The organism is Nostoc sp. CCY0012 (assembly GCF_963920855.1).
Classification (GTDB): domain Bacteria; phylum Cyanobacteriota; class Cyanobacteriia; order Cyanobacteriales; family Nostocaceae; genus Cyanocohniella.
Genome location: NZ_CAWUDM010000001.1, coordinates 62,315 through 75,441, shown reverse-complemented (window position 1 = coordinate 75,441; position 13,127 = coordinate 62,315). Strand labels below are relative to the sequence as shown.

11 protein-coding genes are annotated in these 13,127 nt (G+C 42.0%); 5 read left to right on the top strand and 6 right to left on the bottom strand.

What is annotated here, in order from left to right:
• Positions 1 to 29 precede the first annotated feature (29 nt).
• A complete protein-coding gene (locus tag ACM0OS_RS00360; RefSeq protein WP_414541164.1) occupies positions 30 to 608 on the top strand; it encodes a DUF1802 family protein in 579 nt (192 codons plus the stop codon).
• 92 nt (positions 609 to 700) lie between these two features.
• Here the strand turns inward: ACM0OS_RS00360 and ACM0OS_RS00355 are convergent, their stop codons facing one another.
• Together ACM0OS_RS00355 and coaD are read right to left on the bottom strand one after the other, a co-directional pair.
• Complete coding sequence (locus ACM0OS_RS00355; protein ID WP_414541163.1) at positions 701 to 1,363, bottom strand: DivIVA domain-containing protein; 663 nt, start codon at positions 1,361 to 1,363, stop codon at positions 701 to 703.
• Positions 1,273 to 1,824: a pantetheine-phosphate adenylyltransferase gene (gene coaD, locus ACM0OS_RS00350; RefSeq protein WP_414541162.1), complete on the bottom strand. Its 552-nt coding sequence runs from the start codon at positions 1,822 to 1,824 to the stop codon at positions 1,273 to 1,275. Before coaD ends, ACM0OS_RS00355 begins: the two co-directional genes overlap by 91 nt.
• Positions 1,825 to 2,006: 182 nt before the next feature.
• Between coaD and lgt the strand changes: the two genes are divergently transcribed.
• The 3 genes from lgt to ACM0OS_RS00335 all read left to right on the top strand — a co-directional run bounded on the left by lgt (position 2,007) and on the right by ACM0OS_RS00335 (position 4,406).
• Entirely contained in the window at positions 2,007 to 2,882 is an 876-nt protein-coding gene (gene lgt / locus ACM0OS_RS00345; protein WP_414541161.1) for a prolipoprotein diacylglyceryl transferase, read from the top strand.
• 202 nt (positions 2,883 to 3,084) lie between these two features.
• On the top strand, positions 3,085 to 3,867 hold the full coding sequence (gene cobM / locus ACM0OS_RS00340; RefSeq protein WP_414541160.1) for a precorrin-4 C(11)-methyltransferase: 783 nt from the start codon (positions 3,085 to 3,087) through the stop codon (positions 3,865 to 3,867).
• A gap of 185 nt (positions 3,868 to 4,052) precedes the next feature.
• Entirely contained in the window at positions 4,053 to 4,406 is a 354-nt protein-coding gene (locus ACM0OS_RS00335) for a phenylpyruvate tautomerase MIF-related protein (RefSeq protein WP_414541159.1), read from the top strand.
• A gap of 581 nt (positions 4,407 to 4,987) precedes the next feature.
• On the opposite strand, the gene ACM0OS_RS00330 is transcribed toward ACM0OS_RS00335, so the two are convergent.
• On the bottom strand, positions 4,988 to 6,916 hold the full coding sequence (locus ACM0OS_RS00330; RefSeq protein ID WP_414541158.1) for an alpha-amylase family glycosyl hydrolase: 1,929 nt from the start codon (positions 6,914 to 6,916) through the stop codon (positions 4,988 to 4,990).
• Between the two features lie 485 nt (positions 6,917 to 7,401).
• Between ACM0OS_RS00330 and ACM0OS_RS00325 the strand changes: the two genes are divergently transcribed.
• Positions 7,402 to 8,448, top strand: a complete 1,047-nt coding sequence (locus tag ACM0OS_RS00325; protein ID WP_414541157.1) for a hypothetical protein — start codon at positions 7,402 to 7,404, stop codon at positions 8,446 to 8,448.
• Positions 8,449 to 8,528: 80 nt separating this feature from the next.
• Here the strand turns inward: ACM0OS_RS00325 and ACM0OS_RS00320 are convergent, their stop codons facing one another.
• The 3 genes from ACM0OS_RS00320 to glyA form a co-directional block, all read right to left on the bottom strand.
• Positions 8,529 to 9,776, bottom strand: coding sequence for a competence/damage-inducible protein A (locus tag ACM0OS_RS00320; protein WP_414541156.1), 1,248 nt, complete (start codon positions 9,774 to 9,776; stop codon positions 8,529 to 8,531).
• Positions 9,777 to 10,135: 359 nt separating this feature from the next.
• The gene (locus tag ACM0OS_RS00315) at positions 10,136 to 11,185 is read right to left on the bottom strand and encodes a glycosyltransferase family 4 protein (protein ID WP_414541155.1); all 1,050 of its coding nucleotides are present in this window, start codon (positions 11,183 to 11,185) and stop codon (positions 10,136 to 10,138) included.
• Positions 11,186 to 11,421: 236 nt separating this feature from the next.
• Positions 11,422 to 12,705: a serine hydroxymethyltransferase gene (gene glyA / locus ACM0OS_RS00310; protein ID WP_414541154.1), complete on the bottom strand. Its 1,284-nt coding sequence runs from the start codon at positions 12,703 to 12,705 to the stop codon at positions 11,422 to 11,424.
• Between the last annotated feature and the right edge of the window lie 422 nt (positions 12,706 to 13,127).

Sequence of the window (13,127 nt, the reverse complement as noted above, 5' to 3'; positions counted from 1 at the left end):
CTAGCGATAAACTTAAAAATTAACAGTTAATGGAATTAACTACAACTTCACATGCACTCAAAGAATGGGCAGTAGCGATCAATGCCTTAGAACACGGTCAAACTATTATGTTGCTCCGTAAAGGTGGGATTCATGAAAAAAACGGACGTTTCCAGGTAGCCCATGAGCAAATTTTGCTGTATCCTACTTATGAACATCAACAAGCTTGTATGCTCAAAGCTGAGTATGCCAATCTCGTATCTCCTGTCACATCGGGTTGGCATCCCGAAAAAGTCCCTATAAGTAGTTGGGCGCAAGTTACCGATATTTTGCCTGTGAGTGATGAATCCATTGTTAATGCTTTGTTTCCCTTTCATATTTGGAACGAGAATTTCATTAGCGATCGCCTCAAGTGGAAGCCTCGTCAAGCAATGTATATTCTTTTACTCAGAACTTATAAATTACCCCAAGTTGTAGAAATTCCCTATCTTCAGGAATACAGTGGGTGCAGGTCATGGATTGATTTAGCACCAACTATTGCCATACAAGATACAGAAGCAGTGTTATCGGACTCTCACTACACAGAATTAGTCCACGAAATTCGCAGTGTAATTTTGGGTAACACATAAACTTATGTCTTAATTTTTACTTTTATTATGATAGAACCCAAACCTTGGCATTTTCTTGGCAACTCTGTGATCCCATATTCTGTATATCAGTGCTAGCCTTTCTTGTAAGGATGACGTTGCGTTGTGGCATCATGTCTTAGTTGTTGCCGCCCATTCGTAATAATACGTAACATATCTTTGAGGTCTTGCTCGATACCTTCGAGGACATTATCAGCATATTCATCAGCGCCATTTTCAATATCTTGGGCTTGGGCGATCGCAGTTTGTCGCATTTCCTCCAACTCTTGTTGGCAAATACGCCGTCTGTTATCAATTTCTGTGAGGGTTTCTTGCATCATCGCCTCACATTGTTGTTGCACTTGTCTCCGCAACTGATCAGCTTCCTGTTCTGCCTGTCGAATAATATCGCTTTCCGCCAAAATTTGCGCTCTTTTAGCTTGGGCTGCCTCAATAACTTGCTGCCCATATTCTTCCGCCTCCAACAACACCTCTTCTTTATGTTGTAGGAGTGAGGCCGATTGCTGAAAAATCGATGGCAAAGAAAGCCTGATGAAATCTAGCTGCTCTAATAACAGTTCTTCATCTATTAATGTGCGTCCTGTTAGGGGAATGCGAAGACCATCCAGAATCAACTCTTCTAAACGGTTGAGTTCTTGTTGAATATCTAAGCTTCCCGTTCCGTTGGAAGACTCTTGAGAGGGGGGATAGCTTCCGTTGTAATTTGGTTCGCCATTGGAGAGGTGTGGTTGTAGCATTTGTATATATCTAGGGCAATTTGTTCGGGAACAAGATGATCAACAGATCCGCCAAACCTTGCAATCTCTTTTACCACACTACTACTTAAAAAACTATACTCATTTGATGTTGCGAGAAAAACTGTCTCGATTTGAGTGGAAATAGTTTTATTAGTATGAGCCATTTGCAACTCCACTTCAAAATCAGAAATTGCCCGTAAACCTCGTAACAACACTTGTGCGTGCCGCTTTTGAGCATAATTGACAGTTAAACCGTCAAAAGCATCCACCTCCACATTAGTGAGATGTTGAGTAGCTCGACGAATTTGTTCTAATCTTTCCTGCACAGTAAACAATGGTACTTTATTAGGATTCCCCAGAACAGCGACAATCACCTGCTCAAACAACCGACTTCCACGCTGAATAATGTCAAGGTGACCTAAAGTGATAGGGTCAAAGCTACCAGGATAAATAGCAATCACAATATTTTTGATGTATCAAAGCTACTTAGGTCAGTATAGGTCATTGGTCATTAGTCATTAGTTATTAGCCATCGGTTAAACTTCTCAGATATCCCTAGCCCCTAGTCCTTAGCCCCTAGCCCCAAAAAACCTGCTCTAATTGTTTATAACGCTTAACAATGTAGTCAACTAGGTAGTTTTGCATGATATTGGATCTTTCTGCTTTGCCTTTAGCGTTTCAATTTACTTCTCCAGGCCCGGTTCTAGTAGAGATAGGGCCAATAACTATTCGTTGGTATGGTTTATTAATTGCCTCAGCAGTCTTAATCGGTGTCAGCCTTTCCCAATATCTGGCAAAGCGCCGTAACGTAAACCCAGAGTTGGTGAGCGATTTGTCAATTTGGCTAGTGATTGGAGCAATTCCCGCAGCACGACTTTATTATGTTTTGTTTCAATGGCCAGAATATTCCCAACAACCAGGACGGATTATCGCTATTTGGGAAGGAGGTATTGCCATTCACGGAGCAATTCTCGGTGGTACGTTGGCAACTATAATTTTTGCCAAACTCAAACAAATTTCTTTTTGGCAACTTGCTGATTTAGTGGCTCCTTCGCTGATTTTAGGTCAGGCGATCGGACGTTGGGGAAATTTCTTTAACTCAGAAGCTTTTGGTCGTCCTACTGATTTACCGTGGAAGTTATATATTCCCTTGGCAAATCGCCCGCCAGCATTAGCTAATTTTGAATACTTTCATCCCACCTTCCTCTACGAATCTTTGTGGAATTTAATTGTGTTCGCCTTGCTGATCACTTTATTTTTTCGAGGTTTATCTGGCAAGCCATATCTGCGCTTAGGGACGATATTTCTGGTTTATTTGGCAAGCTACAGCTTAGGACGCGTATGGATTGAAGGTTTTCGCATTGATAGTTTAATGCTGGGGCCACTACGAATTGCCCAAGTTGTGAGTTTCACCGGCATTATTTTGGGATTAGCTGGGTTAGCTTGGCTGTATTTGCTGAAACGGCCCTTACCTGATGTAGTTTCTCACCCGAAAAGTAATGAGGAGATGAGGGGATAAGGGGAAGTAATTTCCCAATGATTAATGACCAAAATAAAAAATGCCCCAGAGTATTCTCTAGGGCTTAACCAGGGTGCATCTACCATTCATCTCTACTAGAGATAAAGGGTAAATCCGGAAAGTTACTGAGTGAACACCAAAAAAAATTTCTTGAGAATTTTATTCTTAAGTTTAAATACGTAGAAAAATTTAAAGTTTCTGTATGAAAAGCAATTTATATTCTGTAGAATCCGCAGTTTACATTGTAGGAGCAGGCCCCGGAGACCCAGATTTATTAACGGTTAAAGCACAGAAACTACTGGCTGTGGCAGATGTAATTTTATTTGCTGATTCTTTAGTACCAGAACAGATTTTGCATCTTTGCCGACAAGATGCGGAAATAATTCGGACTGCGAGTAAAACTCTAGAAGAAATTTTGGCGCTGATGATAAAACGAGTGCGATCGCACAAGTCTGTAGTTCGTCTACATTCTGGTGATCCTAGTCTTTACAGCGCTGTCCATGAGCAAATGCAGCTTTTAGCGGAGGCCAACATTCCTTTTGAAGTGGTACCAGGTATTAGCGCTTTTCAAGCCGCAGCCGCCAAGCTCAAAATAGAATTGACTGTTCCTGGTTTAGTCCAAACTATTATTTTGACGCGCATTAGTGGACGTACAGAAGTCCCGCAGAGTGAAGAATTAGCTAGTCTCGCCGCACATCAGGCTAGTCTCTGTCTTTATTTGAGTGCGCGTCATATCGAAAAAGCCCAAGCCAAACTCCTGGAACACTATTCACCAGAAACCCCTGTTGCAATTTGCTTTCGCATCGGATGGCCCGATGAAAAAATTATGGTTGTCCCCCTCAATCAAATGGCAAATTATACTCATCAAGAAAACCTGATTCGCACGACACTTTATCTCATCAGTCCAGCACTTAAACCAACAACCGGGCGATCGCGTTTATATCATCCTGAACATAATCATCTATTTCGTTCATCTCATCGTTAGTGACTGGGGACAAGGGGACAAGGGGACAAGGGGACACTTCTCTTCGAGACGCTGCGCGAACGACAAGCTCAGTGCGGTGCAAGGGGACAAGGGTACAAGGGGACAAGGACGAAGATACTTGCTGATATCCTCTGGTTCGATAAACTTAACAATGTCAACAAAAATCAAAATTTGAATTTGATACTATGCCTTTAATTAAAGTGCAAACTTCTGTATCTGCTCCAGAAAAAACTGAAGTTGAGGCTATGCTGAAGAACTTATCAGGTAAGTTAGCAAAGCATTTGGGAAAGCCTGAATCTTATGTGATGACGGCTTTTGAAGCGGGGGTTCCTATGACTTTTGCGGGGACTACAGATCCAGTTTGCTATATCGAAATTAAAAGTGTAGGTACAATGAAGCCAGACCAAACCAAGGCCATGAGTCAGGACTTTTGCCAGGAAATAAATCAAAGTCTGGGTGTACCGACAAATCGCACTTATATAGAATTTGCCGATGCTAAGGGTGCAATGTGGGGCTGGAATGGTGCCACTTTTGGTTAATCCGAGATTATAGCGATCGCTTCGCTTACCCCACTTAAAATGTAAATCTTTTTATAGTATTTTTAGGTGGGGACTGCGCTCAACATTTTTGTTCAATCCAATAAGTATTTGCAAAAAAAATAACCCCTAATGCTTAGGGGTGTATCAATATATTACAGTTTATAAATTTAGTAACATCTTGCTTAACTAAAAAGCTTTATACCCTCCCTTAAGGTGAGGAGCTACAAAAGTCCCATCTTTCTTGAAATACCCGTTAACCATCTTTAGAGGTTTTGGAGCCTTTGGCATTTTGGGCATTTTTGGTTGTTTTGGTTGTTTAGCCATGTTCAAAACCTCTTACTTTAGATATCTATTAGTTTTGCACTCAGTTTTAATTGTTACATCTGTATTACTGCTGTTATTTGTTTTAAGATACTGCAAAGCATTTTGGCGAAAAGTGTAAAAGTGTAAATTACTTGCAACAAATCATTAAAAGGTATCTGGTTGCTTCAAAATTTTTTCTTAACTGATATCTTGTACTTAGCTTTGGGAAGCCAGCACAATTTTTTGCACTGGCCCGTAATTGTAATTATGTTTTTCTGTTAAGATTCTCGCCCTGAAGCCCAGGTATCACGCCATTTCACAGTACCTTCTTTGGCAATTACCCAACGACGATTGACGAGATTTTCGCGCAGAGGCGATCGCCCTTCTCGCCACATGGCATATTTATAACTAATCAAGTTACCAGCGCTTTCGTTAAAGGGAATCTCTGCCGACCAGGTGTTGGTGTTGATGTACTCTAAAGGATAAGCTTTGCTAATATCCCAGTTGCCTAATTCTGGACAGTCTCCAGTAATAACAATGGTTTCACCTGGTTGGGTATTAACTCCATTGAGTTGTACCCGCACGATGGTTTCTCCTTTGATTCTTTCACCAACGTGGCTGAAAACAATTACTCCCCGTTCTTCCAGTCGCAAGTTATAAATTTTGCCGTCTTTTACTTCATACTTGTTGCGAGTGATAACGCAAGTATGTTCGCCATCAGGTAGTTCTGTTTCTACTTCTGGTAAGGTGACTGCGCCTCCCCGACTGAGGGCGACAAAACAGATAGAATCACGATAGCGACGGACATAGCAATAAATATCTGGTGTAATATATTTTTGCCAATGGCTACCCATTGATACTGCTGGATTTAACCGTCGTAATCCAGATAACAATCTGATATAACGATAAATTTCCGTATCAGTATCCCAACTTTCCATCATGGGGCGGTTGTAAGGATCATTACCGCCATCAGTATCGTTATGTAAATACTGTTCTGTACCGTAATAAATACAGGGAATACCACGAACTGTCATGATTAAGGCGATCGCCACTTTTAACATCGCTGGATCTGGGTTCAGCGTTTGAAAGCGACACATATCGTGGTTGTCAATAAAGGTAACTAACTCTGTAGCCCCGTTGTAGCGATGGTCTTGGTCAAAAATGTATTGAATTGTGTGGAATCCGTTTTCTGAACCTTGGGCTAGTGCAGCTCTAATTGCCACGCATAGGCCAAAGTCTAGTATAGTCATGCCTGATTCATTGGCAAATTCTATCGAGCGATCGTCACCAGGATGGCTGTAAATCCATTCGCCGAAAATAAATACATCTGGTTTGTGATTGGTAATATCGCCTGTAAATTCTTGCCAAAACCAAATAGGCATATGCTTGACAGTATCCACCCTGAGTGCATCTACACCCCGGTCTAACCATTGTTTAATTGCTGACTTGATGTACTGTCTATATTCACTATTATTTTCGTTGAAGGTAGCCAAACCAGCTAGTTCGCAGTTTTGTACCTGCCAATCATCTTCCCAATTTTGCACTTCACCATAATGGTGATACCAGTGATTGACATCATCATTGAAGTCAGCAATTTTCACGCCATCATCATACAGTTCACCCTTACTACCGTTAGTATCAGGGCTACTGTGGTTGCAGACAATATCCAGCACCAACTTCATGTTGCGCTGGTGCAGTTCCTCAATTAACCGATCAAAAGTGGTATTTTTGGTTTCCTGGGTTTCGTTTAAAGAAGGATTCTCACCTTCGGCAATGTAGCGAGGATTAATTCGTTTAAAGTCTTTTGTCCAATAGCCGTGCATGGCTGCATTACTAATTAATAAATCTTCTACCTGTTCAAATAAGGGAGTCAGCCAAACAGCAGTCACCCCCATATTTTTGAGATAGTCCAATTTATCAATCACACCTTGCAAATCGCCACCCCAGTATTTACCCCAGTCTTGTTGGTTCGGATCATATAAATCTGAGTTAATCCCTTCACTATTATCTGGATCACCATCGAAAAAGCGATCAACTACCAGAAAATAAATTGTTTCTTGACGAAATTCAATATCTCTCGTGTAAAGAAATTCTAAATCAATTTCCGTTTCTGATGCCGGTGCTTGGATGAGAGCTTCTACTTGTGCGCGGGGAGAATCTACTTTGTATTGCTCTGGTGAGAACTGGGATGGAGGATTTTGCACCATAAAAGTTGCTTAATTTCATGGAATTAAAGTTTGCACGGATAAGACCACAGCATCTATAAGACGATGTGTCATTATACACAGCAGTATTATGTCATCCTACCCAAGATATAAAAATCTATCGTCAGCTAGTTGATAAATCTACTCATTAATGAAGTGACTTGCCCATAAGTCAAGGCAAAAGATGATTACTAATATGGGAATTGAATTGTAAAGTAAATATTAATAATAAATCTAAATAATAAATCTAAATTGGTACAAAAATATTACTGTTCGCTCTCTCCATGTCTAACATTCACATCGACTAAAGCGGGGGTTTTACTACAAGCGAATTTCAGTAATATTGAATGGACACTGGCGACACACCGAGAAACATCAAGTTAACCAAATGTTAGTAAACCTTCTTCTATAAAAGGTTCGCTACATTGCTAAACTGACCATTGTTACTTTTAATCTGTCAGCACTAGCAAATAAACAGGGTAGTAATTATGACTAAATATGACAAAATTTTTAACTCATCACAAGTCTCCAAAGAATCACTGAGTCCAGAAGAAGCCGTAGCAGCCATTGCCACAATCACTGCGATCGCTCATGCTTCTGTAGATGAGGTGGATGTAGAAAATTTAGTGAGTATCCTTTGGGAATTTGAAGTTTTTGAAGAATACTCAGCAGATGAAATTGTGGAAATAGTCGATAAACTCATAGGCATTGCCGAAGATGAAGGACTTGGTTCTTTATTTAATCTTGCTAACGAAAGCCTTTCCGATGACCTAGTTTTAGATGCTTTTGCAGCTGGGGTAATCGTGGTGATAGACGAAGAAGAACTGGTGATCCCTAAACAAAAACAGCCTTATTTAAAAAAGTTACAGGAAGCTTTGGAACTTGAGGATGAAGAAACGCAAGAAATCATCCAAGAAGTAATCGCTGCTTTAGAAGAAGCAGAAAATGAGGAATACTTTGATGACGACGACACAATAGTAAAAGATTATGGCGACGACGTATATGAATCGCCCTCAGGTAATTTTTCAGTTCCTATTCCTGTTGATCCACAACAGGGTGGTAAGGTAAACAGTCAAGAAGGGCTAGTTGCTTTTTCTGATGACTTCGGTACTTTTCTCAGAATTGATTATTATTCCATCCCTTCAGACCAGTTAGAGGAGTTGGAATCTATTGGACAAGAGGAATATCTTCAATCACTTCTAGTCAACAAGTACCTTCCGCAAGCAATTTTCAGCAATGTGCCTAAAGCTGAGGTGAAATATACTGAATACTTAGCAGACAAAATAGAAGGATCTTACTTCGTATTAGTTCATATGCCTCAGGGTTCCACAATTTCCCAGCAAGAAAATAATGGCACTGCTACTAAGTTGGACGCATACCGGGGGCTACTCACATTTATGAATACTAACTATGTGTATATAGTTAGCAGCCAGCACAACTTCTTTAACAATGAAATGCCGACTTCCATCGCAGAAGAAGCCAAAGACATTCAGGAGAATATTTTAGATTTTGTGGAGACTATAGAGTTTACTTAAGCGTAGGGAGTGGGGAGTGGGGAGTAGGGAGTAGGATTTTTGTTGAAGGCAAAAATGTTATGGGGAAAACCTGAACCGGATTATCTGATTAATGTCCGTCGCAGCAAGTCCAATGCTGTATTAGCACTGACATGACGAATCAACGCACGTCCCCGCATAGTGCCAAAGCGATATTCAAAACTTGTCACTTCCTGCTCTGGCCCTGCTAAACCAATGTAAACTAAACCCACTGGCTTGGTGTCTGTTCCTCCGGTTGGGCCAGCAACACCTGTAATACTCAAGGCCCAAGTGGTTGAGAGGCGGGTTTTTACCCCCACAGCCATTTGTTCGGCAACAATAGCACTTACTGCCCCAAATTTCTCTAAATCCTCTGGATTCACTCCTAGTAACCCTACCTTCACCGAATTATCATAAGAAATTACCCCACCCCAAAAGTAATCAGAACTGCCAGATTTATCAGTCAACATTTGCCCTAATCCCCCACCAGTACAAGATTCTGCCACCGATAGTGTTGCACCCGATAGACGCAATAACTGACCTACTACAGAAGCCAAAGTATCATCATTAGTCCCGTAGTAATCTAATCCGGCAATATCTTTAATTTGTTTCTCCACAGGTGCAATCAAAGCCTCAGCAGCGGCTTCGGAAGCAGCCTTGGCGGAAATTCGTAGTCTGACTTCACCCTTACCCGCATAAGGGGCTACCGTGGGATTTGGTAAGTTAAAGTAGGGGGCAACTTTTTCTGCCAAAGCCGATTCACCGATTCCCCAAAACTTTAAACTCCGGCTATAGATAATTTCTTGTCCCCAACCTTGATTTTTGAGAAAAGGTACCGCTGTTTCTGACCACATCCGGTGCATTTCCGAGGGGACACCAGGAAAAGTAAAAATTGTGATTTCCGGTCGTGGTTGCCAGATAATACCGGGTGCTGTACCTGTAGGGTTGGGTAAAATGTCTGCACCTTGAGGAATCAATGCTTGTTTGCGGTTGCTGGGAGTCATCACCCGACCACGTTGGGCAAATTTCTGAGTTATGTCTTCGATAATTTCTGGATGTTCTACCAAGGGAACGCCAAAAAAATCAGCGATAGTTTCACAAGTCAGGTCATCAGGTGTAGGGCCAAGACCACCTGTAAAAATAAGAATTTGCGCTCTTGATATAGCAATTTCTATAACTTGCTTGAGTCTTTCTGGGTTATCCCCAACTACCGTTTGATAGTAGTGGGGAATCCCCAGTTGCGCTAATTGTTGCGCTAAAAATTGAGAATTACTATTAAGGATATCTCCTAACAGCAGTTCAGTACCAACACAAATAATTTCTGCACTCATCGAAACTCCTGGGTCTACAACCCCGTCTTTTGAAGACGGCTTTACAAAAACTTGAACTTAAAAAAACTCGCATTTTGGTAACATTAAAATACGGTGAAATTGGCTCAATGCAGGAAATTAGCTCTTTTCCAAGGCTTTGCCAGTAGCCGAGTAGATGACGAGTATCTGCGAAAAATGAGCTATGGGGTTGGGGAGTGAGTCTACACTCTCTGGTCAACCGTAACCCAGCCCGAAATTCCGCAAGCCACACAAGTACGCACCTTATAGTGTGGGGAGGGGGATAAAGCCTCTCGCCTTCAGGCAGAGGAATGGTTACTAAATCTTTGGTCATCCACTAATAAGACAAAAGTAATCAGCGTTTACTTTTGTTGAGATAATTTCCAAACTCGCCAAGAAACATAACTGAGTAGCGAGGTGGTTGCACTAGCGTAAACAACACCACTAGGAATACCAGCAACAGCTAATGCCAAACTTCCTACCCACAGGGTAAGAGAGTAAATGAACAAAACAGTCCAGCGATGGGATAAACCAGCCTTTAAGAGTCGGTGATGTAAATGGCTGTGACCATCTGCAACCCAAGGTAATTTACCACTACAAAGTCGTGCCAAAATCACAGCTGACATATCAACAATTGGTACAGCCAAAATTAGATAAGGCAAAATCACCGCAGTGAAGGCCGGAATTTTCACTAAACCAATTACACCTACAGCCGCTAGAGTAAATCCCATAAAATAGGCCCCGCCATCTCCCATAAAGATTTGTGCGGGGTTGAAGTTATAGCGAAGAAATCCCAAAGATGCGCCAGCTAAAGCTGCGGCGATTAAAGCTGCTGCTGGTTGTCGCATAAATAGAGATACTAGCAACATAATTACAGCCGCAATTCCTGACACTCCAGCGGCTAAACCATCCAATCCATCAATCCAGTTAATAGCATTGACCATCCCCACCAGCCAAATAACTGTAATCGGTAAACTTAGCCAAGTGAGGTCAACTATACCGACTGTGGGAATGCTAATAAAATCTATACTTACACCAGCTTTCCAAGCGCCAGCCGCCACCACAATTTGCATTAGCAGGCGTGTGAGGGGAGAAAGACTTAACAAGTCATCGGCTAAACCAATCAAAAAAAAGCCCAGACCGCCTAAAGTAACACCCCAAATTTGCCATTCTTTTTCAGGTGGTAAATGACCAAATCCGCCCAACCACCAGACAATCAGTAGCGAAGCAATGGTACCAGCAAAGATAGAAACTCCTCCCAGACGTACCATTGGGCGTTGATGGACTTTGCGATCGCCTGGTTGATCTACACGTCCACTTTTTATACCAATGTTTTTTACATCAGGCGTAGTCCAGAGAACGACTACTGCGGCTATGAGAAAAGCAATCAGATGATAAATCTGGGGAGGCATCGGTATTTTTAGTAACGTAGTGGTCAGACAACAATTCGCCGTAGGATGTTGCCATCTAAATATTTACTATATTTTGGGCTTTGATCAGCAAGAGAATTGGGGACAAGGGGATAAGGGGACAAGGGAAAATGTTGGTCATAGCTAGAAGTTTTTCCCCCCTGCTCCCTGCCACGCCACTTGCTTTATGCCGGGGAACCCTTCCACCGCAGTGGCTCCCCTGCCCCCCTGCTTCTTCTTTACGCCAAGGCTGGAACTGGAATTTGTAAATGTGGATACAAGGGGAAGCGATCGCACAATGCGGCTACCCGTTGGCGACAATCTTGGGCGACTGTCTCAGAATCGGGGTCAAGTAGGCGATCGGCGATAATGTTACCAATTTCGGTAAATTCTACTTTTCCCAAGCCTCTTGTGGTCATGGCTGGAGAACCTAATCTTAGTCCGCTGGTGACAAATGGTGATTGGGGGTCAAAGGGGACTGTATTTTTGTTGGCGGTGATGTTCACGCCACTCACGAGCTGATCGGCTTGTTTGCCTGTGAGTCCTATATTCTGTAAATCTACTAACATCAAATGATTGTCTGTACCATTAGATACTAGCTTTAAACTACGGTTTTGTAGTTGCTGGGCTAAGGCGCGGGCATTGTCAATTACTTGCGCCGAATAAGTTTTAAATTCTGGCTTGAGTGCTTCACCAAAAGCTACTGCCTTAGCAGCAATTACATGTTCTAGAGGGCCGCCTTGAGTGCCAGGAAAAACGGATTTATCTAGTTTTTTACCTAGTTCGGCATCGCGGGTCAAAATCAAACCACCGCGAGGACCACGTAATGTTTTATGGGTAGTGGTTGTAACTACATCACATTCAGCAATGGGGTTGGGGTGCAAACCACTAGCAACCAAACCAGCAATATGGGCAATATCTGCCAGTAAGTAAGCGCCGATTTCATCAGCAATACTGCGAAACTTAGCAAAATCAATGATCCGGGGATAAGCTGAATAACCACAAATTAAGAGCTTAGGACGCTCCCTTAGCGCCAGCTCTCTGATTTGGTCATAGTCTAGTTGTTCTGTTTGTTGGTTCACGCCATAGTGGCACACTTGGAACCACTTACCCGAAACATTCACTGGTGAACCGTGAGTAAGATGTCCCCCATGAGATAAATCCATACCCATGATTTTGTCACCGGGTTCTAGCAATGTCAGGAAAACCGCAAAATTTGCCTGAGCGCCAGAATGGGGTTGGACATTGGCGTGAGCTGCACCAAATAATTCTTTAGCTCTATCAATTCCTATTTGCTCAATTTCGTCGATAAATTCACAACCGCCATAGTAACGTTTACCTGGTAAACCTTCGGCGTATTTGTTTGTGAGTACCGAACCTTGAGCCGCTAGTACAGCAGCCGAGGTAAAGTTTTCACTAGCAATCAACTCTAAGTGGTCGCGTTGACGCTGTAGTTCTTGATTAATCAACCCGGCGATCGCCGGATCAGAGTCAGCGAGAAATTCTGAATTAGTTCTAGTCACTTCAACTATCCTTATGGAAATTGCAAAACTGTTGATATTGGCTGGGTGCAGCGTCTAAGTTAACGTTTACAGTCAATGGTGTTTGACTGCTGACTTTTATTAGTGCTGACTTATTTATTATTAGATGCCAGACCCATGAATGTGTTAATCACCTTTAAGCCTTTTCCTGAATTTCAAATTTTACACCGCTATGGCTAACTTTACAGAGAGGCGAAAGAATGCGGATTTAATATTGTTCAGGATACTTATGCATATCTGTACTTTGTCTAAGTTTTGTATGACTTGTTACAAAATCATCACTATCCCAGAGGGAGAACGTACAATAAATTAAAGTTCACTTGGTATTTTTGTTATTACCCCATGTTTGCCAACAGCAGCGTAAAACTATACGTTGGGGCATTACCATCACCATAGTTTCCATA